This is a genomic window from Stenotrophomonas sp. YJH_SMC_29 (assembly GCF_059371235.1).
On sequence record NZ_JCAFUK010000016.1, the window covers coordinates 39,710 to 65,646 of the forward strand.

General features: G+C 67.8%; 22 protein-coding genes. 9 read left to right on the top strand and 13 right to left on the bottom strand.

The window, feature by feature from the left end:
* Positions 1 to 7: 7 nt before the first annotated feature.
* Positions 8 to 2,695, bottom strand: a complete 2,688-nt coding sequence (gene aceE, locus AC5P9I_RS16385) for a pyruvate dehydrogenase (acetyl-transferring), homodimeric type (protein ID WP_012478970.1) — start codon at positions 2,693 to 2,695, stop codon at positions 8 to 10.
* 488 nt (positions 2,696 to 3,183) lie between these two features.
* On the opposite strand from aceE, the gene AC5P9I_RS16390 reads away from it, so the two are divergent.
* Together AC5P9I_RS16390 and AC5P9I_RS16395 are read left to right on the top strand one after the other, a co-directional pair.
* A complete protein-coding gene (locus AC5P9I_RS16390) occupies positions 3,184 to 3,744 on the top strand; it encodes a PadR family transcriptional regulator (RefSeq protein WP_049468662.1) in 561 nt (186 codons plus the stop codon).
* A gap of 62 nt (positions 3,745 to 3,806) precedes the next feature.
* Positions 3,807 to 4,604: a siderophore-interacting protein gene (locus AC5P9I_RS16395; RefSeq protein WP_103281931.1), complete on the top strand. Its 798-nt coding sequence runs from the start codon at positions 3,807 to 3,809 to the stop codon at positions 4,602 to 4,604.
* A gap of 73 nt (positions 4,605 to 4,677) precedes the next feature.
* On the opposite strand, the gene AC5P9I_RS16400 is transcribed toward AC5P9I_RS16395, so the two are convergent.
* The gene (locus AC5P9I_RS16400; RefSeq protein WP_130768638.1) at positions 4,678 to 5,499 is read right to left on the bottom strand and encodes a hypothetical protein; all 822 of its coding nucleotides are present in this window, start codon (positions 5,497 to 5,499) and stop codon (positions 4,678 to 4,680) included.
* A gap of 210 nt (positions 5,500 to 5,709) precedes the next feature.
* Here AC5P9I_RS16400 and AC5P9I_RS16405 point away from each other — a divergent pair, with 210 nt between their 5' ends.
* Complete coding sequence (locus tag AC5P9I_RS16405) at positions 5,710 to 6,111, top strand: hypothetical protein (protein ID WP_130768637.1); 402 nt, start codon at positions 5,710 to 5,712, stop codon at positions 6,109 to 6,111.
* 183 nt (positions 6,112 to 6,294) lie between these two features.
* Here the strand turns inward: AC5P9I_RS16405 and AC5P9I_RS16410 are convergent, their stop codons facing one another.
* Together AC5P9I_RS16410 and AC5P9I_RS16415 are read right to left on the bottom strand one after the other, a co-directional pair.
* Positions 6,295 to 7,002 carry a YceI family protein gene (locus tag AC5P9I_RS16410; protein ID WP_235645320.1) on the bottom strand — a complete coding sequence of 236 codons (708 nt, stop codon included), beginning with the start codon at positions 7,000 to 7,002 and terminating at the stop codon, positions 6,295 to 6,297.
* A gap of 86 nt (positions 7,003 to 7,088) precedes the next feature.
* On the bottom strand, positions 7,089 to 7,679 hold the full coding sequence (locus tag AC5P9I_RS16415) for a malonic semialdehyde reductase (protein WP_064237526.1): 591 nt from the start codon (positions 7,677 to 7,679) through the stop codon (positions 7,089 to 7,091).
* A 126-nt stretch (positions 7,680 to 7,805) separates the two neighbouring features.
* Between AC5P9I_RS16415 and AC5P9I_RS16420 the strand changes: the two genes are divergently transcribed.
* The 5 genes from AC5P9I_RS16420 to AC5P9I_RS16440 all read left to right on the top strand — a co-directional run bounded on the left by AC5P9I_RS16420 (position 7,806) and on the right by AC5P9I_RS16440 (position 11,613).
* Complete coding sequence (locus AC5P9I_RS16420; RefSeq protein WP_130768636.1) at positions 7,806 to 8,765, top strand: mitochondrial fission ELM1 family protein; 960 nt, start codon at positions 7,806 to 7,808, stop codon at positions 8,763 to 8,765.
* A 290-nt stretch (positions 8,766 to 9,055) separates the two neighbouring features.
* The gene (locus tag AC5P9I_RS16425; protein WP_130768635.1) at positions 9,056 to 9,907 is read left to right on the top strand and encodes a DUF2145 domain-containing protein; all 852 of its coding nucleotides are present in this window, start codon (positions 9,056 to 9,058) and stop codon (positions 9,905 to 9,907) included.
* Positions 9,908 to 9,926: 19 nt separating this feature from the next.
* Positions 9,927 to 10,430: a hypothetical protein gene (locus AC5P9I_RS16430; RefSeq protein ID WP_057494566.1), complete on the top strand. Its 504-nt coding sequence runs from the start codon at positions 9,927 to 9,929 to the stop codon at positions 10,428 to 10,430.
* A 31-nt stretch (positions 10,431 to 10,461) separates the two neighbouring features.
* Complete coding sequence (locus tag AC5P9I_RS16435) at positions 10,462 to 10,977, top strand: hypothetical protein (RefSeq protein ID WP_053462000.1); 516 nt, start codon at positions 10,462 to 10,464, stop codon at positions 10,975 to 10,977.
* Between the two features lie 75 nt (positions 10,978 to 11,052).
* Positions 11,053 to 11,613: a queuosine precursor transporter gene (locus tag AC5P9I_RS16440; protein WP_057494557.1), complete on the top strand. Its 561-nt coding sequence runs from the start codon at positions 11,053 to 11,055 to the stop codon at positions 11,611 to 11,613.
* 98 nt (positions 11,614 to 11,711) lie between these two features.
* Here the strand turns inward: AC5P9I_RS16440 and glnE are convergent, their stop codons facing one another.
* Entirely contained in the window at positions 11,712 to 14,507 is a 2,796-nt protein-coding gene (gene glnE / locus AC5P9I_RS16445; RefSeq protein ID WP_130768634.1) for a bifunctional [glutamate--ammonia ligase]-adenylyl-L-tyrosine phosphorylase/[glutamate--ammonia-ligase] adenylyltransferase, read from the bottom strand.
* 422 nt (positions 14,508 to 14,929) lie between these two features.
* Between glnE and scpC the strand changes: the two genes are divergently transcribed.
* On the top strand, positions 14,930 to 16,444 hold the full coding sequence (gene scpC / locus AC5P9I_RS16450) for a succinyl-CoA:acetate CoA-transferase ScpC (protein ID WP_049412239.1): 1,515 nt from the start codon (positions 14,930 to 14,932) through the stop codon (positions 16,442 to 16,444).
* Between the two features lie 109 nt (positions 16,445 to 16,553).
* Here scpC and hglS read toward each other — a convergent pair whose 3' ends face one another.
* The 8 genes from hglS to AC5P9I_RS16490 form a co-directional block, all read right to left on the bottom strand.
* The gene (hglS, locus tag AC5P9I_RS16455) at positions 16,554 to 17,918 is read right to left on the bottom strand and encodes a 2-oxoadipate dioxygenase/decarboxylase HglS (protein WP_053461998.1); all 1,365 of its coding nucleotides are present in this window, start codon (positions 17,916 to 17,918) and stop codon (positions 16,554 to 16,556) included.
* Between the two features lie 160 nt (positions 17,919 to 18,078).
* Positions 18,079 to 18,567, bottom strand: coding sequence for a hypothetical protein (locus tag AC5P9I_RS16460; protein ID WP_049468643.1), 489 nt, complete (start codon positions 18,565 to 18,567; stop codon positions 18,079 to 18,081).
* Positions 18,568 to 18,598: 31 nt separating this feature from the next.
* A complete protein-coding gene (locus tag AC5P9I_RS16465) occupies positions 18,599 to 19,351 on the bottom strand; it encodes an HAD family hydrolase (protein ID WP_049468641.1) in 753 nt (250 codons plus the stop codon).
* Between the two features lie 94 nt (positions 19,352 to 19,445).
* Complete coding sequence (locus AC5P9I_RS16470) at positions 19,446 to 19,856, bottom strand: EF-hand domain-containing protein (RefSeq protein WP_187756874.1); 411 nt, start codon at positions 19,854 to 19,856, stop codon at positions 19,446 to 19,448.
* 232 nt (positions 19,857 to 20,088) lie between these two features.
* On the bottom strand, positions 20,089 to 20,460 hold the full coding sequence (locus AC5P9I_RS16475; RefSeq protein WP_049468636.1) for a hypothetical protein: 372 nt from the start codon (positions 20,458 to 20,460) through the stop codon (positions 20,089 to 20,091).
* A 227-nt stretch (positions 20,461 to 20,687) separates the two neighbouring features.
* Entirely contained in the window at positions 20,688 to 21,401 is a 714-nt protein-coding gene (locus AC5P9I_RS16480) for a M15 family metallopeptidase (RefSeq protein WP_049468635.1), read from the bottom strand.
* Positions 21,334 to 22,884: a serine hydrolase domain-containing protein gene (locus AC5P9I_RS16485; RefSeq protein WP_049468668.1), complete on the bottom strand. Its 1,551-nt coding sequence runs from the start codon at positions 22,882 to 22,884 to the stop codon at positions 21,334 to 21,336. The genes AC5P9I_RS16480 and AC5P9I_RS16485 overlap by 68 nt, the downstream gene beginning before the upstream one ends.
* A gap of 23 nt (positions 22,885 to 22,907) precedes the next feature.
* Positions 22,908 to 25,907 carry a TonB-dependent receptor gene (locus AC5P9I_RS16490; RefSeq protein WP_049468634.1) on the bottom strand — a complete coding sequence of 1,000 codons (3,000 nt, stop codon included), beginning with the start codon at positions 25,905 to 25,907 and terminating at the stop codon, positions 22,908 to 22,910.
* Between the last annotated feature and the right edge of the window lie 30 nt (positions 25,908 to 25,937).

Consider the following 25,937-nt stretch of genomic DNA (forward strand, 5'->3'; position numbering starts at 1 on the left):
CTATAGATCAAACCCCAACAGGATTAGCCTTCTCAGGATCGATCTTGTACTGCTTGATCGCCCGGGCCACATCCTTCGCGGTCATCTTCCCTTCCTTCGCCAGCGCCGCAATCGCGGCATGCGCGATGTAGTAGCGGTCAACCTCAAAGAACCGGCGCAGGTTCGCACGCGTATCCGAACGGCCGAAACCATCGGTACCCAGCACGGTGTACGACATCGGCACGAACGCGCGGATCTGGTCCGCATACGCACGCACGTAGTCGGTGGCGGCAATCGCCGGGCCCTGGCGGCCTTCCAGCAGCTCGGTCACGTAGGCCTTGCGCTGCTCTCCTTCCGGATGCAGGCGGTTGGCACGTTCCACGTCGAAACCATCGCGACGCAGTTCGTTGAAGCTCGGGCAGGACCAGATGTCGGCGGTCACGCCGAAGTCCTTGTCCAGCAGCTCGGCCGCGGCAATCGCTTCGCGCAGGATGGTGCCCGAGCCCAGCAGCTGCACGCGCAGCTCGCCCTTCTTCGGCTTGCCGGCGTCGGTCAGCAGGTACATGCCCTTGACGATGCCTTCGGCCGCGCCTTCCGGCATTTCCGGGTGGGTGTAGTTTTCGTTCATCAGGGTGACGTAGTAATACTCGTCCACCTGGTCTTCCATCATGCGCTTGGTGCCGTGCTGCAGGATCACCGTCACTTCGAAGCCGAAGGTCGGGTCGTAGCTGCGCACGTTCGGGATGCCACCGGCCACCAGGTGGCTGAAGCCATCTTCGTGCTGCAGGCCTTCACCGTTCAGCGTGGTGCGGCCGGCGGTGCCACCCAGCAGGAAGCCGCGGGTACGCATGTCGGCAGCCTGCCAGGCGATGTCGCCCACGCGCTGGAAGCCGAACATCGAGTAGTAAATGTAGAACGGCAGCATCGGCACGTTGCTGACCGAGTAGCTGGTACCAGCGGCCATCCACGAGCTGATCGCACCCGGCTCGCTGATGCCCTGCTGCAGCACCTGGCCGCTCTGGTCTTCGCGGTAGAACATCAGCTGGTCCGCGTCGACCGGCTTGTACTTCTGGCCGAACGGCGCGTAGATGCCGATCTGGCGGAACAGGCCTTCCATACCGAAGGTACGGGCTTCGTCGGCCACGATCGGCACGATGTGCGGGCCCAGCTCCTTGTCACGCAGGGTGATGTTCAGGCTCTGCACGAAGGCCATGGTGGTGGAGTAGCTGCGCTCGCCGCTGCTCTTCAGCAGGCGCTCGTAGGCTTCCAGCTTCGGCGCCACGAAGGTCTTGTCGGCCTTGCGGCGGCGCTGCGGCAGGTAACCGCCGAGCGCGGCACGGCGTTCCTGCAGGTACTGCACTTCCGGCGAATCCGGGCCCGGGTGGTAGAACGGCACCTGGCCGTCGGCCAGCTGCGCATCGGTCACCGGAATGTTGAAGCGGTCGCGGAAGTGGCGCACCGCCTCGTCGTCCAGCTTCTTGGTCTGGTGGGTCGGGTTCAGCGCTTCACCGGCGCTGCCCATGCCGTAACCCTTCACGGTCTTGGCCAGGATGACGGTCGGCATGCCCTTGGTGTTCACGGCCTGGTGGTAGGCGGCGTACACCTTGTGCGGGTCGTGGCCACCACGGTTCAGGCGCCAGATGTCGTCGTCGCTCAGGCCGGCCACCATCGCGGCGGTTTCCGGGTACTTGCCGAAGAAATGCTCGCGTGTATACGCGCCGCCGAAGGCCTTGCAGTTCTGGTATTCGCCGTCGACGGTTTCCATCATCAGCTTCTTCAGGACGCCGTTGGTGTCCTTGGCCAGCAGGGCATCCCAGTAACCGCCCCACAGCAGCTTGATCACGTTCCAGCCGCCGCCACGGAACACGCCTTCCAGTTCCTGGATGATCTTGCCGTTGCCGCGCACCGGGCCGTCCAGGCGCTGCAGGTTGCAGTTCACCACGAAGATCAGGTTGTCCAGGCCTTCACGGCCGGCCAGGGCGATGGCACCCAGGGTTTCCGGCTCGTCGCTCTCGCCGTCGCCGATGAAGCACCACACCTTGCGGTCGGACTTCTCGATCAGGCCACGGTTTTCCAGGTAGCGCATGAACTGCGCCTGGTAGATGGCGGCCAGCGGGCCCAGGCCCATCGACACGGTCGGGGTCTGCCAGTAGTCCGGCATCAGCCACGGGTGCGGGTACGAGGACAGGCCACCGCCGTCCACTTCCATGCGGAACTTGTCCAGCTGCTCTTCGCTGATGCGTCCTTCCAGGAAGGAACGCGCGTAGATGCCCGGGGCGCTGTGGCCCTGGATGAACAGCAGGTCGCCCGGGTGGTTTTCGCTCGGGGCGCGCCAGAAGTGGTTGAAGCCCACGTCGTACAGGGTGGCGCCGGAGGCGAACGAGGCGATGTGGCCGCCCAGGTCACCCGGCTTGCGGTTGGCGCGCACCACGGTGGCCATCGCGTTCCAGCGGATGATCGAACGGATGCGCCATTCCAGCTCGGCGTTGCCCGGGCTCTTGGCCTCGAACTGCGGTTCGATGGTGTTGACGTATTCGGTGGTGGGAGAGAACGGCAGGTAGGCGCCCGAACGACGGGTCAGTTCCACCATGCCTTCCAGCAGCTGATGCGCGCGCTCGGAGCCCTCGACATCAATAACGGCCTTCAACGACTCGATCCACTCCTGGGTTTCCACAGGATTCGGGTCGTTGTTCAGCACCTCGTTCAACCAGTTCATTAGCGCTCCCATTACCGCACGCACGCGCGCGACTGTTGTATAGATTTCTAGACCGCAAAGTGTAGCGCACCAAGGGCTTTCGTCACTTGGCTACGCTGGCGTATGGACGCATGCGGCCAGTGTCCGCAAGGCCTGTCCCGGCCTGTCCGGCGGCAGGACAGGCCCTTGTTTCCGGGTACTGCGGCACCTTGGAGCCGGTGCCCGGCTGTCGCGCTGGACCCGGAGCCACCATGTGCAGGACGCAGTGTTACTGCGGCCGATGACGGTTGTGCGGCGCCCGCGCACCCTGCGGTATCGACCGCGGGCGCGGGCGCTTGACCGGCGACAACGTGTCGCACCCCTGGATTGCCGCGGGCGACCGCCGCGTCGCCTGGAGCGGTGCGCGGACGGGCCGTGGCCCAAAACAGACGCGCTTGTGGCCGGATCGATGATTGCCGGGCTCGCGCTATCGATATATCGTTTGCACACTCGTTTACCGATATATCGAAATGAGCCGTACGTCTTCTCCCAGAGCCCGTTCCACCGATCCGGATGTGCCGCGCCGCAACGGCCAGCCACGGGTGCTCAGCCGGGGCGACCTGCGCCTGCTGGTGCTGGCCCTGATCGGCGAGCAGCCACGCCATGGCTACGAGCTGATGCAGCTGATCAGCAACCAGTTCATGCAAGCCTATACGCCCAGCGCCGGCACCATGTACCCGCTGCTGGCCAGCTTCGAGCAGGCCGGCTGGATCGAGGCGGAGGAAGTGGACGGCAGGCGGATCTTCCGCATCACCGCTGCCGGCGAGTTCGAGCTGAAGGTGCAGCGCACCCAGGTGCGGCTGGCGCAGCGACGTGCCTTCGACCGTGCCCGCGAGATCACCAAGGCCTCGCTGCCGCCGCCGCTGGCCACTGCCCTGCGCGAGTTCAAGCGGGCGCTGGTGCATCACCACGGCCGCTGGGCCGAGGGCGAGGCGGACGAGGTGGCGGCGCTGCTGAGCCGGGCGTCCGCCCTGCTGAACGGTACTGCCGGTAGCGAGGCATCACCCCTTTCAACGACCCAGCCAGACTGAATCCAGCCAGGTCTCCCCCCATGCCGCGCGCGCCCGCGCGACACCTTTACAGGTAAAACCCCATGACCGAACACAACAACACGCGCCTGCGCCTGGATGTGCGCTTCCGTGAACTGACCGTGCTGCGCACCGAAGAAGTCACCCCGCACATGCGCCGCGTGGTGCTGGGCGGCGACGACCTGGCCGGCTTCGATTCGCCCGGTGCCGACGACCACATCAAGCTGTTCTTCCCCAACGCCAGCGGCGAGATGGTGCTGCCGGTGCTGACCGCCGAAGGCCGCAGTTACCCGGACGGCAAGGCGCCCTCGCCGTCGCGCGACTACACCCCGCGCGCGTGGGACCACGAGGCTGGCGAGCTGGCCATCGACTTCGTGCTGCACGACCAGGGCGTCGCCGGGCCGTGGGCCGAGCGCGCGCAGCCGGGCGACACGCTGGTGATCGGCGGCCCGCGCGGCTCGTTCGTGGTGGCCGACACCTACGACGCCTACGTGCTGATCGGCGACGAGACCGCACTGCCGGCCATCGCCCGCTGGCTGGACGTGCTGCCGGACGGTGCCGAAGTGCAGGCCTTCATCGAAGTGCGCGACGAGGCCGAGCGCCAGGACCTGCCGCAGTACGAGAACGTGCGCATCCACTGGCTGGAGCGCAACGGCTTCCCGGCGGCCAGCAGCACGCTGCTGGAAGACATGCTGACCGACTTCGAGGCCCCGGACGGTGATGTCTTCTACTGGATCGCCACCGAATCGCGCCGCGCACGGATGATGCGCAAGTTCATCGAAGGCCACCTGGGCGTGCCGCGCGATTGGATCCGCTCGACCGGCTACTGGAAGGCCCACCCGGACGAAGCCGACGGCGATTGATCAAAGGACGGTAGGTGCGGACCGTTGGTCCGCACGCCCTCCGAAGGGTAGTGCCGGCCGCTGGCCGGCAACCTCATGAACCCTCGGCAAGAACCTGCAGTTGCCGGCCAGCGGCCGGCACTACCATCTGCCGCGTCCACCCGAACCGCTGCGCGGCCCAGATCTCCAGCGCCACCAGCAGTGCGACGACCAGCAGCGGCAACAGCAGCCCGAAGTACACGCCGGGCATCATGCCGTTGATCTGCGCCTTCACCAGCCGCAGCACGCCACGGGTGTGCAGCAGCTCATCCACATGCATGGTCAGCGCCTCGCGCACCACCTTGGGTTCCAGGCCGAGGGTGCCGGCCTTGTCCACCAGCGTGTCTTCCACCATGCCGCGCAGCAGGCCTTCGCGCACCTTGCCGATCACCCAGCCGGTACCGCGCGCCAACGGGCCGTTGCCAAGACGGTCCAGGCCGGGCAGCGGATGTTCGCTGAGGTAAGCCGAGGCGATGGTGTCGGCCACATCGCCCACCGTGCCCTGGCTGCGCAATGCCTCGCGCATGCGCGGGTCGTCCAGCGAGTCGGTGAAGCCTTCGCTCCAGCCTTCCACCAGGGTCTGCAGGTGCGGCTGGAAATGATCAAGCTGCTTGAACAGCGCGCGGTGCGCACCGGCGGTGAAGCCCAGCTGCAGGCCGAAGAAGGCCGTGGCCAGCGGCAGCAGCACCACGTAGCTGGCCAGCAGCCAGTGATGCCAGCGCTTGCGCCGCTGCAACCAACCCCGACGGTGCAGCCAGCGCCAGCCGAGGATGCCTAGCACCAGGCCAAGCAGCGTACCGAGCACGCTGCCGCCCAGCAGATCGAGCACGCTCAGGCCCGACCAGAACTCGTTCAACCAGTACTGCGCGTCCTGCATGGGTCTTCCTTCCGTGGGTGCGGCTGCGCCTGAAATGCCAGCCAGGTAGAGTCGACTGCTAGTCGACTATCGTGCGCAGCGCGGGGGTTTCCGGCATCGCGCCAAGAGCAGTCGACTAGCAGTCGACTCTACCAAAGCGGAGGCCTCCCGGCCCGGAGCACACCAAGCAATGCGACAATCGCGCTCCTTTCTTGCAGCAACGAGGCCCCCATGGCCAAACTGACCCTGGCCGGCGTGGATGCGCTGCGTACCCGCTTTGCCGATGACGCCGCCTGCGATGCGGCGCTGGCCGCGTTCGCCGACAGCGCTGCACTGCGCGCGCCGCTGCGCGAGCTGGTGGCGGCGCAGCACCGCTACCTGCAGGCCGAATTCGAAGTGGCGCAGGTGGCCGACGTGCTGCGCCGTGACCAGAAGTACGCGCCGGTAGGCCGCCCGTCGGTGCACATCGTGCAGCTGCGCAAGCAACAGGCGGCCACCAAGCAGGCGGCGCTGATCGCGCGCCAGGTGGTGGCGCAGGCCGCGCAGACGTTCGCACGGGCCAGCGGGCTGGCGGTGAAGGCCAAGCAGAGCCCGAGCGAAGCGTGCGTGGCATGGTTGGGCGCATTGCGCTGAGCACTCCTGCTTCGGAGGGGGCCGCCCCCACCGACAGGGTAGTGCCGGCCGCTGGCCGGCAACCCCTCGTGATCGGGCGCCTCGCAAGCAGCCGGCCAGCGGCCGGCTCCACCCGCACCCCAAAAAAGAAGGCCCGCTTTTCAGCGGGCCTTCTGCCTTCTCACGACGAGTGAGTCGGGTACATCAAGCCGCCCGCTTCTCGCCGGTGGCTTCGGTGGTGATGCGGATCTTCACTTCATCGCTGACGTTCGGGGCGTAGGCGCCGACGCCGAAATCGCTGCGCTTCAGGGTGGTGGTGGCATCGAAGCCGGCGGCCGGAACCTTGGCCATCGGGTGCTCGCCGCCGCCGTTGACGGTGACGTCCAGGGTGACCGGCTTGGTGATGCCCTTGATGGTCAGGTCGCCAGTGACGGTCAGCTTGTTGGTGCCGGCCGCTTCCACCTTGGTGCTCTTGAAGGTGGCATCGGCGAACTTGGCGGCGTCGAAGAAATCGGCGCTCTTCAGGTGCTCGTCGAACTTGGCGGTGAAGCTGTTCAGGCCGCTCAGCGGCAGCTTCACTTCCACGGTGGACTTGGTCACGTCTTCGGCGTTGTACACCAGGGTGCCTTCGACGTTGCCGAAGTGCGCGCTCGGGTTGGAGAAGCCGAAGTGGCTCCACTGCGCCAGCACGTCGGTGTGGCTCGGGTCCAGCTTGTAGGTGCCCGAGGCGATCTTGATCGCTTCGGCGGCCGGCGCGGCAGCAGCGGCATCAGCCGCCGGGGTGGCGGCCTGCTCGGTGGTGGCCGGGGCGGCAGCATCGGCCGCCGGGGCAGCGGTGTCGGCCGGCTTGGAGCAGGCGGCGATGGCCAGGGTCAGGGCCAGCGGCAGCAGCAGTTTACGGGTGGCGCTCATCTGAGGAACTCTCCGGATCGTAGGGTGGGTACACGGTGCAGCAAGAGCCCGCCGCACGACGGCGGGCCCGAAACCGATACAGCGTCTTACGCGATGCGCGCCGCTTCGTCGAACGACAGGCGCGGCAGGCGCGGGAACAGGCCCGCCGGGTCACCGTAACCCAGGTTGACCAGGAAATTCGACTTGATGGAGGTGCCGGCGAAGAAGGCTTCGTCGACCTTGGCCGGGTCGAAGCCGGACATCGGGCCGGCATCCAGGCCCAGCGCGCGCGCAGCCAGGATCAGGTAGGCGCCCTGCAGGCTGCCGTTGCGGATGGCGGCTTCGTGGCGGCCTTGCTGCGGGCCGTCGAACCAGGCCTTGGCATCGGTGTGCGGGAACAGGTACGGCAGCTTCTCGTGGAAGTCCAGGTCGAAACCGATGATGACGGTGACCGGCGCGGCCATGGTCTTGGCCAGGTTGCCTTCGGACAGCGCCGGGGCCAGCTTGTCCTTGGCCTCCTTCGAGGTGACGAAGACGAAGCGGGCTGGCGTGGTGTTGGCCGCGGTGGGGCCCCACTTCACCAGGTCGTACAGTTCCTTCAGCAGGCTCTCGGGGACCGGCTTGTCGAGGAAGGCGTTCTGGGTGCGGGCCGTGCGGAACAGCTGGTCGAGGGCGGCGGCGTCGAGCGCGTGGGACATCGGTGGATCTCCAGGGCGGCGAAGGGAAGTCAGTGCCCGCGGGCGGCGCGGGGCGAAACGACGAGCCGCAGTGTAGAGTGTCGCGACTGTTGCAACACCCAGCAGGGCTGAAACGAATTAATGCCAATGGTGAAACGATCGAGCGCGCCGTGGACGGTCACTGACGGCCGCGCGGGCAATGTCCGCCAGGCGGTCGCGCTGGCCTCGGCACTGCGCCAGGGCACCCACCGACCGCTGCTCCTGCAACCGCGTGCGCCCTGGCGCTGGCTGTCGCCGCGGCGCCTGCCCGGCGATGTCAACGGCTACGGCGAGGCCTTTGCGTCACTAGCCAACGAGGCGCCGGCGCTGGCCATCGGCTGCGGGCGCCAGGCCGCTGGCGCGCTGCGCGTGCTGCGTGCACGCGGCAGCCAGGTGGTGCAGATCCTCGACCCGCGCATCAGCGCCCGCCATTGGGACGTGGTGGTGGTGCCCGAACACGATGCCCTGCGCGGCAGCAACGTGCTGACCTTGCTCGGCAGCCTCAACCCGGTGGACGATGACTGGCTGGCCTGGGGCCGCGCCGCGTTCGCCGGCTTCAGTACCCTGCCCGGCCCGCGCACCGCACTGCTGGTCGGTGGGCCGACGCCGCTGGCACCGTGGGACGAGACCGCGATGGTCGGCGTGTTCCAGGCGTTGGCCGAGCAGATCCGCAGCGAAGGCGGCAGCCTGCTGGCAACGACCTCGCGTCGTACGCCGCCGGCCCTGGCCGAGGTCCTGCGTGCGAAATTCGCCGACCTGCCGCACGTGATCTGGGGCGATGGCGGCGACGGCACCAATCCCTATGGTGGCCTGCTCGGCTGGGCCAACCGCGTGGTGGTCTCGCCCGATTCGGTGAACCTGCTCTCGGAGGCGTGCGCCACGCGCATGCCGGTGATGGTGGCGCTGGCCAGTACCGCGCAGGGCCGCCTGGCGCGCTTCCAGCAGCAGCTGCGCGCGCGTGGGCGATTGCAGGCGCATTGGCTGGACTGGCAGTACGACCGCATCGAACCGCTGCGCGAAACCGCGCGGGTGGCGGCGGAAGTGAAGCAGCGCCTGGCATTGGGGTAGTGCCGGCCGCTGGCCGGCAACGCTGTACCTGGCATCTCGGTAGTGCCGGCCGCTGGCCGGCAACGCTGTACCTGGCATCTCGGTAGTGCCGGCCGCTGGCCGGCAACGCCGCACCTGGCATCACGGTAGTGCCGGCCGCTGGCCGGCAACGCCGCACGCATTGCCAAACCCTGCCGTTGCCGGCCAGCGGCCGGCACGACCCGATCGCGCGGCGCAAGGGCGTGGATCGCCCGTTGCGCCGAGCAGCGTATGATCGGCGCGCGGGCCTGCCCGCCGTTGAAGGTATCGACATGGATCGTTTTTCCCGCCTGCCTGGCGCCCTGCTGCTGATCGCCAGCCTGCTGCTGGCCGCACCAGCCTGGGCCAACAGCACCGCCTGCCGCGAGCGCTCCCCCAGCGTGGCCTCGCAGGCGGCGATGCTGGACGTGGCCTGGACCACCGCCGAACGGCTGGACGCGCTGCCCGACGTGGACGTCGTGGTCGCCGCGCGCGGTGGCCAGGACCTGAGCCGCTACGGCCTGCGCCACAGCCACCTGGCCTTCCTGCTGCGCGAGGACGACGGCCGCTGGCGTGCGATGCACCTGCTCAACCGCTGCAAGACCGACAGCTCGCAGCTGTACCACGAGGGCCTGGGCAACTTTGTCGGCGAGAGTGGCGGCCATACCGACCTGCGCATTGGCGTACCGTCGGCGCCGTTGCGTGCGGCCCTGCGCGCGATGCTGGTGTCGCCCTCGATCCAGCCCAAGGCGCTGCACGAAACGAAGTACAACGTGGTTGCCTACCCGTTCGCCACCGACTACCAGAACTCCAACCAGTGGGTGCTGGAAGTGCTGGCGGCGGCGATGGCGCAGGCCGAAGGCACGCCGGCCATCGTCAAGCGCGAACAGGCGCAGCACTGGCTGCGCCAGCACAAATACCAGCCCAGCGTGCTGCACATCGGCCTCGGCAAGCGCGTGGGTGCGCGCCTGTTCGTGGCCAACGCCACCACCACCGACCATCCGGCCGGCGAACGCATCTCTGGCAACTATTCGGTGGTGACGGTGGAATCGGTGTTCGACTTCCTGCACCAGCGCAGCCAGCTGCAGCAGGAACTGGTGATCCCCCATGTGCCGGTGGCCGGTGCCACCGCCGCCGCCCCCTGATTTCCCTGAGGAGAACGACATGCGTCCGCTGCTTGCCTCTGTACTGTCGACGGTGATCGTCACCGGCCTGGCCTGGTCCACGGCCGCCCACGCCGAACGCCGCATCGTGATCATCCATGACCCGGGTCCGCAGGGACCGAGCCTGGAAATGTCCACGCAGATGGTGGCCTCGGCCCGCGCCGCCGCGGCGAAGGAAGCCCAGGATGCGGCCGACGCCGGCCGGCCGCTGGCCCGCCCGCAGCAGATCAAGCTGCCGCAGATGGAGGTGAGCGCCATCGCCACCACCGTCGACGGCCGCCGCGAAGTGCTGCTGCGTGATGCCAACGACCCGCAGAACACGGCATCGATGCAGTACCCGCGCGGCATCGGCGATCCTGCCGTGCAGTTCACCGTGGGCCAGACCGTGAACTTCGAGCCGACCGGCAACGACCAGGGCTGGCAGCTGAAGGACAACCAGGGCCGCCCGCTGGAATACCTGCCCGAGGCCACCGGCCCGCGCGACATCTTTGACACCCGGCGCTGAGCCGCCGCCCCACGCTGACCAGGAGGTCTCCATGCTCCGTTGCCTGCGCGTTCCCACCACTGCATTGCTGCTCTCGGCGCTGCTGGTGCCCACCGTCCATGCCGGCGCCGCGCCGCAGTTGAACAGCAGCGAGGCCAGCGTGATCGTGACCTCGTTCGTGGTGCTGTCGCTGCCGCTGGCGGCGTCGATGGGCCTGTCCGAACTGTCCAAGGCACCGTTCAAGGCCAGCGAGCGCAACGCCAGGGCGACCCGCACCAAGGCGGTGCCGCTGCCGCCGATGGAAGTGAAGAAGGTGGAGACCACGCCCACGGGCGAGCGCCAGGTGCAGTTGCAGGTACCGGACAAGGCCGACCACACCGCCACCCTGCGCTGGCCGGTGCAGCCGCAGGGCGAGAACCCGGCGGCGGCCTTCGTGGTCGGGCAACGGGTGCATTTCGACCCCACCGAGGCCGGTGCCGGCTGGAACGTGAAGAGCGCCCAGGGCCAGACCCTGGCCTATGTGCCGACGGCCTATGCCGCCGGTGATGTGATGAGTGAAGCGCTGTAAAGCTGAACGACCGGTTTTGGCTTTGCCGCAGGCCGGGCGGATAATGGGCGATCCCCTTTGTCCCCCTGGCTCGCCATGTCCGTGCGTCCTGCCCCTCTGTTTGCCCCGCTGACCCCACGCGCCCTGGTGCTGGCGGTACTGGCCATGGGTGCGGTGGTGCTGCTGTCCAACGTACTGGTGCAGTACCCGATCAACGACTGGCTGACCTGGGGCGCCTTCAGCTATCCGGTCGCGTTCCTGGTCAGCAACCTGATCAACCGTCGCTTCGGCCCGGGCCCGGCGCGCCGGGTGGCGTGGATCGGCTTCGCGGTGGCGGTGCTGCTGTCGATCTGGGTGGCCACCCCGCGCATCGCCATTGCCTCGTGCTCGGCCTTCATCGTGGCCCAGCTGCTGGACATCACCGTGTTCGACCGCCTGCGCCGTGGCAGTTGGTGGCGCGCACCGATGGTGGCCACCACCTGCAGCGCGACAGTGGACACCACCATTTTCTGGTCGATCGCGTTTGCCGGTTCCACCTTGCCGTGGGTGAGCTGGGCCGCTGGCGACCTGGCAGTGAAGCTGGCGATCGGCGTCTGCCTGCTGGCCCCGTTCCGCGCGTTGTTGTGGAAAATGGCGCCGCTGCGCGCGGCTGGCTGACCGCCATTGCCCTGGCAGGTGCCAACCTTGGTTGGCGCTTTGCATTCATGCCAACCAAGGTTGGCATCTACCAACTGCGGTCCTCCGCCATCCGGCACTCAGGCGAACGGCAGCTCTGCCGCTCTGCACGCCGCCGTAATCGCTGCACACGCCTCTTCAATCGCCGGCGTGGTCGGGGCCAGTCGCGGGCGGCGGTCCAGCGTGCAGGCCAGGCCCACGTCCAACAGCGTGGCGTGCGCACCATGCAGCGCCTGCGCGGTGGCATCGGGCAGGAAACCGGCGACCGCCAGCGCATCGATCAACGACGGCGTGTCGCGCGGCTGCAGCAGCGCCGGCACCTGCGCGCTGCGCGCGAGTACCCCGGTCTGCAGCAGGAATTCCAGGTCCACCACGCCTCCGGCACCCTGCTTCAGGTCCAGCCGCGCGGCGTCGCTGCGGTCCAGTTCGGTGCGCATGCGGCCACGCATTTTCAGCACGTCGGCATACAGCGTGGCCATGTCGCGCTCGCGCCCCAGTGTCTGTGCACGCACCTGTTCGAAGTCGGCCAGCAGGCTGGCATCGCCGGCCACGCCCCGCGCACGCACCAGCGCCTGGTGTTCCCAGGTCCACGCCCGCTCGCGCTGGTACTCGGTGTAACTGGCCAACGAAGACACCAGCGACCCCTTGCCGCCATCGGGGCGCAGGCGCACATCGATGTCGTACAGGCGGCCGGCGGCAGTGACCGCACCGAGCAGCGCCATCACCTTCTGCGCGAGCCGCGCATACCAGCGCCCCGGCTCCAGCGGACGCGCACCGTCGCTGGCATCCACGCCGGCCGGGTGGTCATGCAGGAACACCAGGTCCAGGTCGGAACCGAAGCCCAGTTCGAGGCCACCGAGGCTGCCGTAGCCGATGATCGCGAAGCGGCCACCGGGAATCGCGCCGTGCGCGGCGCGCATGTCCGCCTCGGCCATCGCCAGCACGGTGACCACCACCGCCTGTGCCAGTTCGGCCAGTTGCCGCGTGCTGTCCACCGCGCCCTGGCGACCGTCCAGCGTGGCCATCGCCATGCGGAAACTGAGCGCCAGCCGCGTCTCGTTGAGCCAGCGCAGTGCCGATTCGGGATCTTCGACCGCCAGCACCTGCTGGCATTCGGCCAGCATGCCGGCGGCATCGGGCATCGGACCGGACACGCGCACATCCAGCAGTTCGTCCAGCAGCAGCGGATACGCAGCCAGGCGCTCGGCCAACAGCGCGCTGCGCGCCAGCACATCGACCAGACGCGCCAGCGCGCTGGGCTGTTCGTCCAGCAGCGCCAGATAACTGGTCCGGCGCAACACGGCCTGCAGCAGGCCAAGCACGCGCTTGAGCGCGGCGTCGGGTTGCGGCGAACGCGTGGCCGCATGCAGCAGCGCCGGCAGTACGCGATCCAGCCGTGCACGCGCGGCGTCGGACAAGGACTTCACGCCGGTGCCCTGGGCGAAATCGCGCAGCGACTGGTCGGCACCATTGGCGTCGAGGAAACCCGCCTCGGCCAGCAGCGGTGCGTTGCTGCCTTCGGGCAGGCTGCGCCAGTAGTTGGCCAGCGCGTCGGGCGCGGCCTGGCCCTTGCGCGGCGCCAGCAGCGCGGCGAATTCGGTACTGACCCGCTGCTGCTGCACAGCCAATGCCGCGCGCAGCACGTCCCAGTCCGGGTAGCCGAGGCCGACGGCGATGCGCGTGCGGTCCAGCGCGTCGCTGGGCAGCACGTGGGTCTGCGCGTCGCGCAGCATCTGCAGGCGGTTTTCCAGGCGGCGCAGGAACAGGTAGGCCTCGCGCAGCGCAGCGCCATCCTCGGGCGCGATCTGCCCGCCGGCCACCAGCGCGTCCAGCGCCACCAGCAGGCGGCGCTCGCGCAGCGCCGGCTCACGGCCACCGCGGATCAGCTGCAGCGCCTGGCACAGGAACTCGATTTCGCGGATGCCACCGGCGCCGCGCTTGATGTCTTCGTGCAGCTCGCGGCGCGCGACTTCGGCGGTGATTGCCGCCTTCATCTCACGCAGGCCGTCGAGCGCGGTGAAATCCAGGTAGCGGCGGTACACGAACGGGCGCAGGGTCTGCAGCCACGCCTCACCCGCCTGGATATCGCCGGCGACCGCGCGTGCCTTCAGCCACGCATAGCGTTCCCAGTCGCGGCCTTCGCGCTGGAAGTACTGATCCATCGCCGCGAACGACAGCGCCACGCGACCGGCGCTGCCGAACGGGCGCAGGCGCAGGTCGACGCGGTGGCTGAAGCCATCGACGGTGGTTTCGTCCAGCAGCTTGGCCAGGCGCTGGCCGAGGCGGGCGAAATACTCTTCGGCGGCCAGCGCGCGCGCGCCATCGGATTCGCCGCCGTGCGGATAGGCGTAGACCAGATCGATGTCGGAACTGAAGTTGAGCTCGCCGCCGCCCAGCTTGCCGAGGCCGAACACCACCAGCTGCTGCGCGGCACCGTCGCCATCGCGGACCACGCCGTGGCGCTGTGCGAATTCCTGCTGCAGGGCATCCAGCGCCAGCCGCAGGCAATCCTCGGCCAGGGTGGTGGCGCCGGCCAGGGTCTGCGCCACGTCGTCCAGCCCGGCCAGGTCACGCCAGATCAGTCGCGTGGACATGGCGGTGCGCCAGCGCCGCAGCTGTGCGGGCCAGTCGCTGGGTTGCAGTGGGTCGAGCACCGGGGCCGGGATCGGCGGGCAGCCGGGCGCGGCCAGCTGCGCCAGCAGCGCCGGTTGCCGCACCAGGGTGTCCAGTGCGAAGTCGCTGGCTACCGCCAGCCGGGTCAGCAACGGCAGCCATTCCGTGGGGATGGGCCCGGGCAGGACCTGCGCCAGGCGCGCCAGGGCGCGGTCGACAAGGGGCTGCAGGGCGGCGGGCAGTTCTGCGGGAGCAAGAGTCATGGGCGGATTGTATCGACCCGGTCGGGACGCGACGGACCCGGTAGTGCCGGCCGCTGGCCGGCAGATCCGATGACCCGGTAGTGCCGGGCGCTGGCCGGCAGATCCGCTGATCACGCCGAACGTTACCGCGGTTGCCGGCCAGCGGCCGGCACTACCGATAATGGGGCACCGCGCATTCATACGGGGCGACAGGCAATAAAAAAGCCCGCTTGCAGCGAACTGCCAGCGGGCTCTGCTCCCTCCCCCACGTCGGGATGCAGGGCCATCGTGCGGGCTGCGAAAGCAGTTTGCACGCTGCACTGCAAAACAGAACCGGTGGGTATGGGTGAGCCCCTGGGGGAAAAGCCATTCCACGAAGGTAGAACCCCCCGTACGGATGAGGATGGCCGATAATCGGCTTTCCCCCCAGAAACACTGTCGTCATGTCTGTTGATCGCATCGCCAACGCGCGTCTTCGTGACCGCGTGGTCTCCGCCGAGGCCGCAGCCGCGCTGATCCAGCCCGGTGAAACCGTGGCCATGAGCGGCTTTACCGGCTCCGGGTATCCCAAGGCCGTCCCCGTCGAACTGGCCCGCCGCATCGAAGCGGTGCACGCCCAGGGCCAGCCCTTCCAGATCAAGCTGATGACCGGCGCCTCCACTGCGCCGGAACTGGATGGCGCGCTGGCCAAGGCCGATGGCATCGCCATGCGCATGCCGTTCCAGAGCGATCCGGATGCGCGCAACCGCATCAACGAGGGCAAGCTGGATTACATCGACATCCACCTCAGCCATGTCGCCCAGCACGTGTGGTTCGGCTTCTATGGCGAGATCGATACCGCCGTGATCGAAGTCTCGGCCATCCGCGAAGATGGCTCGCTGGTGCCCTCCACCTCGGTCGGCAACAACAAGACCTGGCTGGACCTGGCCAAGAAGGTGATCGTCGAGGTCAACGAATGGCAGCCGGCCGGCGTCGACGGCATGCATGACATCTACTACGGCACCGCGCTGCCGCCGCACCGCAAGCCGATTCCGCTGGTGAACGCCAACGACCGCATCGGCGACACCGCGCTGCGCTGCGACCCGGACAAGATCGTGGCCGTGGTGCGCACCAACGGCCCGGACCGCAACAGCCCGTTCAGCCCGATCGATGCGACCAGCGAGCAGATCGCTTCGCACCTGATCGAGTTCCTCAAGCACGAAGTGAAGAAGGGCCGCCTGCCGCCGAACCTGCTGCCGCTGCAGTCGGGCGTGGGCAACATCCCCAACGCCGTGCTGGCCGGCCTGGCCAAGAGCGGTTTCCGCGACCTGGCCGCGTTCACCGAAGTGATCCAGGACGGCATGCTCGACCTGCTGCGCGATGGCGTGCTGAGCTACGCCTCGTGTACCGGCTTCGCGCTGAGCCCGCAGGCCAACGAGACGTTCAAGGAGAACATCGATTTCTACCGCGAGCGCATCATCATGCGCACGCAGGAGATCTCCAACCATCCCGAACTGGTGCGCCGCCTCGGCTGCATCGGCATGAACGGCATGATCGAGGTGGACATCTACGGCAACGTCAATTCGACGCACGTGATGGGCACGCGGATCATGAACGGCATTGGCGGTTCGGGTGACTTTGCCCGTAACGGTTTCCTGTCGGCGTTCCTGAGCCCGTCCACTGCCAAGAATGGCACCATCTCGGCGATCGTGCCGATGGCCAGCCATGTCGACCACACCGAGCACGACGTGTCGGTGATCGTCACCGAACAGGGCCTGGCCGACCTGCGCGGCCTGACCCCGCGCAAGCGCGCGCAGGTGCTGATCGACAACTGCGCGCATCCGGATTTCCGACCGCAGCTGCAGGACTACTTCGACCGTGCCAGCCGCGAGAGCTACGGCAAGCACACCCCGCACCTGCTGCCGGAAGCGCTGTCGTGGCACCAGCGCTGGCTGGATACCGGCACGATGAAGGGCTGACCCCGGGTCCGGACATCGGGTAGAGCCGGCCGCTGGCCGGCTCCCCCTACAGCCGGCCAGCGGCCGGCTCTACCTTCACGCGGTGCCCGGCCAGCGGCCGGCTCTGCCTTTACGCGGTGCGCAACGCCGCCAGCGATTCGGCCTGCAGCCGCTCGTAGATCTCGAACTCGTCATTCACCGCCACGCCCAGTGCCTGCTCGAACGCCTCGCGGTTGGCATGTGCGGCATACGCGCGTTGTTCTTCGCCGCCCAGGTTCGACTGGAAGATACCCGCGGCACTGACCGGCAGGAAATCCTCGTAGACGATCGGGTCAGCCGTGGCCAGGCCCGCGGCCACCAGCACTTCGGCCGGCAGATCGGCCACGCGCTCCGGCGCGGCGCGGCCGGCGTCGGTCAGCTGGTAGCGGTAGTAGCCCAATCCTTCCTGGCGCAGCGTGTCATGGTCATCCGGGAAGCTGGCGAACACCGCCTGCAGGCGCTGGCCGTAGTCGCCACCGGTACTGCCTTCGCCGCCGGCATCACGTGCCTGCGACAGCAGCTGGTCGTACAGCGCGCGGCCCTTCGGGGTCAGCGCAAGGCCGCGCTGTTCGATCTCGCCGAAGCGCGCGGTGTGGGTGCCGGCATCGCCACCGTCCGCATCCGGGAAATGCACGGCCTCTTCCAGCGCCTTGAAGCTGGTCTGGCGCAGCAGGATCGGGCAGGCGCGGCGCGGCGGGCCTTCGATCACCGCCTTGGCCGCCATGCCGTGCTCGATCATCGCCGCCTGCGCGGCGTCGATGTCCAGCGTACGCGGGGTCAGATGGTTGATGTGCGGGCCGCGGAAACTGACCACGTCGGCCACCAGCCGGTGCGCGTTGTGCAGCGCGTGGTAGGTCGGCAGGTCGACCGTGGCATCGCCGTGCCAGCGGAAGGTCTCCAGGGCTTCATCGACGAAGCGCTCGGCGTCGGCCTGCGACAGCCCACCGTCACGCTCGGCCTGGTCGATCAGCGCCAGCGCACCGTCGGTGAAGATGCGGCGGCGTGCCAGGATCTTCGCCGATTCGGCACGCAGGGCTTCGTCTTCGATCAGCTCCAGGCGCAGCAGCGAGGTGAACACGCGGAACGGATTCTGCGCCAGCGCCGCGCCGGTCAGCGGCCGGAACGCGGTGGAGTGCACCGGCACGCCGGCCACCGACAGGTCGTAGTAGCCGACCGGGTACATGCCCATCACTGCAAACAGGCGGCGCAACGTGGCCAGCTCTTCGGCGGTGCCGACGCGGATCGCGCCGTGGCGCTCCTCGTCCAGGCGCGCACGCTCGTCGTTGCGTTGCAGCTGCGCGGCCAGTGCCGGGTCCTGGGCAAGCACCTGCGCGTTGATCCGCTCCACCAGTTCCACCAGCGTGCCGTACAGCGGCACTTCGGTGCGGTACATGCGGGACATGGCCTGCGCGAACAGGCGGCGGATCACATCAGGCGAAACGAAAGAGGCGCTCATCAGTCACTCGATCACGGGAACAGGGAACAGCTCGGACCCGTATTGTCGCCGGAGCGCGGTGCGGCGGCGATATGCAGAGCAACATGACCGGGGAGTGCCTGCCGCTGGCCGGCAACCTCCTGATGCCTGGAAGGGTGCAGTTGCCGGCCAGCGCCCGGCACTACCGCTTCAACTGGCGCTTCAGCGTGGCATCCAGGGTAATCGGCCGGTCCCAGTGCCGGTAGCTGGCCACGATGGCGTGGCGCACGGCGCGGTAATGCAGGTTCTCCGGCCTGGTGGGCATGCGCTTCACCACGGCCTCCCAGCCGCCCTCCGGGTTCTGGCTGAAGGCGCGCACGCTGTCGCGGCAGGTCTGTGCGCTGGCCTTGGCCCAGAAACAGGCGAAATAGATATCCCCGGCCTGCCAGCCATGGGTGGTGAACAGCGCATTGATGTAGCCGCGGGGGACATCGGCGTAGCGCGACACTTCATCGAGGAAGGCGTCAGGGTAGCGTTCGGCGTAGTGGTTGATGTCCTGCAGCTGGGCATCGATCCAGCGGTCACCGGTTTCCACCGTGTAGTCCGCCGAACGCTCGGCGGTCTGCTGGGCCAGCACGGTGGCCGGCACCAGCAGCAGGGACAGCAACAGCGCGCGCAGTCGGTGGTTCATGCCCCGATTCTGCCGCAGCCGCCGCGCCCTGTCAGGCCGCCGCGGCGGCCTTGGCCTCGATCGCCGCCAGCGCAGCCGGCCAGTCGCGGGCGGTATCGGCGGTGACCATGCGCGGCTCGTCATCGGCCACGCCGTGCTGGGTCTCGTGCGCCCAGGTCACCGCGTAGGGGGTATGCACGCCCCAGCCACCGAGGGTGACCACCGGCTCGATATCCGAACGCAGCGAGTTGCCGACCATTACGAAGCGCTCCATCGGCAGGTCGAACTCGGCCAGCACGCGAGCGTAGGTTTCCGGGTCCTTCTCGGAGACGATCTCGATGCGCGGGAACAGCTCGCCCAGGTTGGCGACCTTGATCTTCGCCTCCTGGTGGAACAGGTCACCCTTGGTGATCAGCACCACCGGGTAGTGCTCGGCAATGGCCGCCACCGCGTCGCGTACCCCGTCGATCAGCTCCACCGGGTGACGCAGGGTGTCGTGGCCGATATCGAGGATGCGCTGGATGTCCCGGGCCTCGATGCGCTGGCCGGTGATGTCGATGGCCGCTTCGATCATCGACAGGGTCATGCTCTTCACGCCGTAGCCGAAGGTGCCCAGGTGGCGCTGCTGCACTTCCAGCAGGTGGCGCGCGGTCTGGGTGTCGTGCACGTCGACGTAGCGCGACAACAGGTCAAGGTAATCCTGCTCGGCCTTGCGGTAGTAGTCCTCGCTCTTCCACAGCGTATCGTCACCGTCAAAACCGACCAGGCCGATGGCGCGCGACGGCGCAGGCATGGAGGTGTTCATCGGCCAAGGATACAGGGGCCGCGATGACGGGAAAAACCCGGGCGGCCACCGCCGCCCGGGTTCCATGCACCGGTCTTCCCGAATCGGGTCTGGATCAGCGGCCCTGCGCCGCACCGGCATCCGCGCCGGCCTGCTGGGCGGCCACGTAGGCCTTGTACTCATCGGCGCTCAGCTCGCCGTCCTTGTTGCTGTCGGCTTGGTCGAACACCTGGGCCAGGCCCGCGTTCACCTGGGCCTCGGACTTGCTGATGGTGCCGTTGCCATCGGTATCGATGCTGGCCCAGCTCTGGCCACCGCCGTTGGCCTGCGCCGAGGCCGCTGCAGCCGCGTTGGAGGCCTGGTCGGCCGCCTGGCCCGCCTGTGCCGCCGCCTGCTGGGCCTGCGCGGCTTCATTCTGCGCATGCGCGGCCTGCTGCTTGGCCGACTGGGCCATCGCCGGGAGGGCCAGCACGCTGGCGGCGGCGACGATCAGGGCGATCAGGGGCTTGCGGTTGCGAATAGTCATCAGGGGTGTCTCCTACCTGTTGGGTGGTGTTGCGCGGCCTGTTGTTTCCGCACGGCACCTACCCTGCCACCGCGTTTCTGAATCGATTTTGCCCCGCGACTGGCATGCACACACACGATTAACCACTCGCCGCCACGCATGCTTTAGCGCGGTGGTTAGAGTGAAGTGAGCGGCTCATAAGTTGCGCATTCAGCGCCTCTGCATTTAACCGGCAGGCAACGAAAAACCTGCGTCAGTCGACGGTTTTTTCCGATGACCGCGAACTGAACATCACCCAGCCCAGTGCGACCCCGGCCAGCGCGCCGGCGATTTCCAGCACCACCCGGCTGCCGAGTTCGTTCGGATCGTGGATGGTGGCCAGGAACAGGCGCGCGTACAGCGGTGATTCCAGCCGCACGATGCCCATGTAGAACAGCTTCCACGCATCGATGCCGGCGGAGATCACCACCGAGATGACGCAGGCCCAGCCGATCGCATGGCCCATCGACCAGTGCAGCAGCCGGCACAGCCGCGACCACAGCAGGTACACCAGCAGGCCGACCAGCAGGGCGATGGCGCCCGCTTCCAAGGTGCCGAGCAGGCCGAAGTGCAGGGGAAGGTTCATCGGGTGGGCAACAGTGGAATGGCAGCCAGTGTAAGGGATCTGCCCCGGACCCAATCCGCTGGCCCCGGTAGATCCACGCCATGCGTGGATGAATCTCCATCGAGATCGAATGTCTCCGGGGCTGGACGGAAAGCACGCACGCATGGCGTGGATCTACCATGTCGACCAAGGTCGACAGCTACCAAGAGCAGCGGGAAATTGTCGAGGGCGCCCCCTGCCAACAAACCCTAAAGCACCGGCACGTCGTATGCGGTGCCGGGATCCGGTTCGGGCTGCAGGGTGTAGTGCCACCACTCCTGCGGATAGTTGACGAAACCGTGGCGCGCCATCGCCTGCACCAGCTGACGGCGGTTCGCCTGCTGCGCAGCGCCCAGCCCGCGGGTCTGGGTATGCGCACGCGGGCCAAAGAAATCGAAGTCCGTGCCCATGTCCAACGGCGTGCACGTCCCGCTGCGGCAATCCAGCAGGCCCAGATCCACCGTGGCACCGCGGCTGTGGCCGGAGCGCTCTGCGATGTAGCCGTCGGCCAGCAGGCGCGGTTTGTCCAGGTCAGGGTATTGCAGGGCCTTGCGCGAGCGTTCGTGTGGATCGTTCACCCAGGCCATGAAGGCCTGCACCGAACGCACCGGCCGGTAGCAGTCGTAGAGGCGCAGGCCGAAGCCATCGGCGCGCAGGTCCTGTTCCACCTGTGCCAGTGCCTTCGCCACCGGCGCCAGCAGGTAGCACGAAGGCGCCTCGTAGCCAGGCACGCGCGCGCCGGTGAAGTTGTTGGCGCCGGCATAGCGGATATCCAGGTCGATGCGCGGCGACACCGTGCGGATCTCCACCAGTCCGGCACTGGCCGCGTCGGTGGCCGGTGAAACGCGCGGTGGCTCAGCGGCGCCGGTGGTCGCCGCCAGCGCAGTCGCCAGTACGAGTGAAATGCAGGTCCTGGAAGTCATAGCTGAAGTCGATGTCCGGATCGATGGCGCGCAGGTCCAGCGTGGGCGACGCACCGTCCCCGGGTTGCAGCCAGGCCTGTGCGTCGTCGCCCAGCGTATCCCAGCGCAGCAGCCAGCGCCCCTGCAGCTGCAGCACAGCCGCCTGCAGCCGGGGCGACTTGTCCACGCTGAAACGCAGGCCGTCCTTGCCCGGGCACAGCGAGGCCGGCCCCAGCCACGGATCGGTGTAGCGACCCTGCCAACGCGGCAGATCGGCGTCCGATGTCGGCCGTGCCTCCGACGTCGCCGGCCGCTGATGGCCGCTTGCCGCGCGCGCCGCCTGGTCTGCCTTCAGTTCGGCCAGGTACTCCAGCGCCGGACGCGCATCGTCCGGCGCCGTAAAGCGCTTCAGCGCGGCCTGCATCAACGCGGTACGCGCGTCCTCCCCATCACCGTTGATCAGCATGACCACGCCCACCTTGCGGTCGGGCAGCAGCGCCAGCGACGAATACATGCCGGACAGCGTGCCGGTGTGCGCCACCTTCCACTGGCCGTCCATGTCGGACACGCGCCAGCCATAGCCGTAGCCGTAGAAATGCGCGTTGTCCCAGCGCCGCTGGCGCTCGCCCAGCGGCATCGGCATGTGCAGGGTCCACAGCGTGCGGCGCTGCTCCGTATCCAGCCAGCCGGGCGCCAGGGTGGGATCGAGCAGCACCTGCATCCACCGCGTCATGTCACGCAGCGAACACCGGATGCCGCCAGCGGCCATCGACGGCAGGTCCGGGCTGATCGCTCCATCCTCATTCACTACCGCGTTGCGATCACCGCGCCAGGCATGCGGCTGCGCCACGTTGCCCACGCGCTTCACCGACCACGCCCCCACCTGGCAGCGCGACAGGCCCAGTGGTTCGAACACCTGCTCGCGCATCAACTGGTCGTACGGCTTGCCGCCCGCCGCAGCGGCCACTTCGCCAGCCACCACGTACATCAGGTTGTCGTAGGCATAGTGGCTGCGGAAGCTGCTGACCGGCGTCAGGTGCGCCAATCCGGCGATGATGTCGGTGCGGGTGAATGCGTTCGGTTCCGGCCACAGCATCAGGTCCCCGGCGCCCAGGCCCAGGCCGCTGTTGTGGATCAGCAGGTCGCGCACCTGCATCTGCTGGCCCACCCATGCATCGTGCATGCGGAAGCCCGGCAGATGCCGCTGCACCGGATCATCCCAGCGCAGCCTGCCCTGCTGCACCAGCCGCGCCAGCAGCGCGGCAGTCATCGCCTTGCTGTTGGAGGCGATCTTGAACAGCGTGTCCTCGTCGATGCGGCCGCCATCGCCACGCGCGCCCTCGGCGTGGCGATAGACCACCTGCCCGTTGTCGACCACCGCCATGGCCAGCCCGGGCAGGTGCTCGTGCCGGACCACGGCGGCGACATCGGCCTCGACGGAAGCGGTATCGACCGCCGCCGCCGGAAAAGCCACCAGCGCGGCCAGCATCCCCAGTGCCTGCATGCGCATGGTCCCGGCACCGGGCCTCAGTAGGCCCAGGTGACGGTCAGCTGCGCGTAGCGCGGCGACTGGAAGCCGGTGCCGTAGCGGTACAGCGGGTTCGGCGTGCCGATGCTGTCCTGCGGCTCGTAGTCCTGGTCCACGGTCACCACGCGCTGCTGGTTGAGCACGTTGTACACCGCCAGCTTCAGGCGCAGATCGGTGGGAATCGGCACCTTGTACGAGACGCTCACGTCCAGGTCATAGGTCCAGGGCGTGCGGCCGTCGCCACCGCGTGGCGAATGCACGAACACGCGCTGGGACGGAACCGTCGACTGGCAGTTGGACACGCACACGTAGTAGCTGTGGAAGTCGGTGTCGTCGAACGGATTACCGGCGCCGAAGCGGGTAATCGGGCTGCCCGACTGCACGCCCAGCGTGGCCGCCACGCTGAGGTTCTCGGTCAATGCGTAGCTGCCACGGAACTTGAACTGGTGGCGGCGGTCGTTGGCCAGATAGCCGTAGCCGCGGTAGTTGACCCAGGGGTTGTCGAAGTTCTCGGTGCGCCCTGCGTCGGCGAAGTCGGTATCGGAGTTGACCGGGCCTTCTGCGTTGCCGCGACCGTATGCAAGGGTGTAGGAGGCGTTGAAGCCCCACTTGCCGTCCCAGGCGCGGTCGACCTGCAGTTCCAGCGCCTTGTAGTCACGCTTGGGCTTCACCCAGCCGCGCTGGCCGACGTAGTTGCCGTTGTCGTCGTACAGTGCCCAGCCTTCCTTCGACGTATCGATGCTGATCCAGCCGTCGTTGCGGCCATCGCAGTCGGTGTCGCCCCAGACGGTATTGGTGCGCCCGGGGTTGCCCATGATCCACACCCCGTCGATGGCACCACACTGGCCGGTCGCGGTGATGTTCATGTCATCGATGGCATTGTGCAGGCGGCGATAGGTCACGCTCGCCCCCACCGACCAGGCTTCGTTGATCATCTGCTGGAAACCGAGGATCGCTTCGTCCTGGTAGACCGGGTCCATGTCCCGGTTCACTTCGGCACGCAGGTCCGGCACGCTGCCGTCGCCCTGCGAGTTGTCCACCGGCCCGATCTGTGCGCCCAGGTTGGGGATGTTGTTGGCCGCGCCGCTGTAGCCGAGGAACTCATACCAGGTCCGCTCGTCGAGGAAGCCACCGGCCTGCTTGATGTTGATGACGTTGGCCACCGGCAGGAAGTATCGGCCCAGGTTGCCGAACACCTTGGTCGTGCCATCGCCGCGCACGTCCCAGGAGAAGCCCAGGCGCGGGGCCAGCATGTCGTCGATCTTGATGTAGCTGCTGCCGTCGCCGCCCTTGTTGTCGAAGGCTTCCAGGCGCAGGCCCATGTTCAGCAGCAGATTCGGCGTCACCTGCCAGTTGTCTTCCAGGTAGTAGGCCGAGTTGATCGTCTCGAAGGCCCCTTCCACTTCATAGCGACGGGTGCGCGCGACCAGGCCGCTGGCCGGCACCACGCCACCATTGAGCGGACTGCCGGGTGTGCGGGCATAGATGTCATAGCGCAGGCCGCCGGGCCCCGGGTAGGCACGGCTGTAGTCGGAGGTGTTCTCTTCGCGGTCCAGGCCGAAGCGCAGCAGGTGGTTGCCCAGCGTCCATTCGAAATCGGCGCGTGCAGCCTTGCGGGTGTCCAGCGCGGATTCCAGCTGCGAGCTGCTGGTGCAGCCGCGGTCACCCTGCAGCGATGGCGGCACGCCCTGGCTGGCGGTGCGGTTGTCGAACACGCGGTTGCAGTTCTCGTCCATCAACGAGCTCTGCACACGGTTGCGCTTGTTCTCGCCGTACATCAGCTTCATGGTCAGGTCGTTGTTGACCTGCCAGCTGTAGGTACCGGACCAGTTCTTGCCACCCACCGTGTTGTAGATCTGGTTGCTGCGCTCGCCCACGGTCTGCCCCGTGGCGTAATCGTAGGCGTAGACGTCGGTGAGGGTCTTGCTCTTGTCCGAGAAGCCGAACAGCGACAGCATCTGGTTGTCGGTGATCTGCCAGTCGATCTTGCCGCCCCAGAACGGATCATCGGCCTTGCCCTGGCTCAGGCGCGTGCCGGCGTCATTGGTCGAGGTGGGGCGGTAGTCGCGCGCCTCGTACATGCCGAAGAAGAACAGGCGATCCTGCACCAGCGCACCGGAGGCGAACACATTCAGCGCGCTGCGGCTGTAGTCGTCGCGGCTGGCGGTGATGTAGCGGCTGCCGCTGCCGTCGTAGCGATCACGTGCCTGCGATTGCCATGCCCGCGGCTCGAACACCAGCTCGGCGCCGGCCTTGAAATCGTTGCTGCCCGAGCGGGTTACCGCGTTGATGACACCACCGGTGCTGCGCCCGAACTCGACCGAGTAGCCGCCGGTCTTGACCTGGAATTCCTGGTAGAACGAGAACGGCACCGACGAGAAGCCGACCCGGTTGTAGAAGTCGGTGACGTTCAGGCCATTGATGTAGACGGTGTTCTCGGCCACCGACGATCCGCCGAAGGAAATGCCCTGCCCGCCGAGCGACCCCTTGCCCTTCACGGCTCCCGGCGCGAGCAGCGCTACGGCGGTGATGTCACGGTCCACCGGCAGGCGCGACAGCTCCTCGCGGGTGATGTTGGTGGCCGACTCGGTGGACTTCACGTCCACCATCGACACCACCTGCGGCGCCCGCACTTCGACCGTGCCCAGGGTACTGACCGCACCCAGCGGCACGTTGACCGTGGTGGCACTGCCGAGGCTGACCGTCACCTGGCCGACGCGGCTGGCCCCTCCGCCGGGCAGGCTCACCTCCATGTCATAGGTGCCGACCGGCAGCAGCGGAATGCGGTAGCTGCCGTTGGCGTCGGCCTGCACGGAGCGGACGAAGCCCGTTGCCGGGTTGCGTACGGTCACCGTGGCACCGGCCGGGACCTGGCCGGCATCGCTGACCAGCCGGCCGACCACTGAACCATCCTGTGCGAATGCGCTGGGCGCGATCACGCCCAGACACGCCCCGAGAGCGACGCACAACGCCGCCCGCTTGATGCTGTAAGCCTTCATCCCCTGCTCTCTCCTGCAAGAATTGAATGG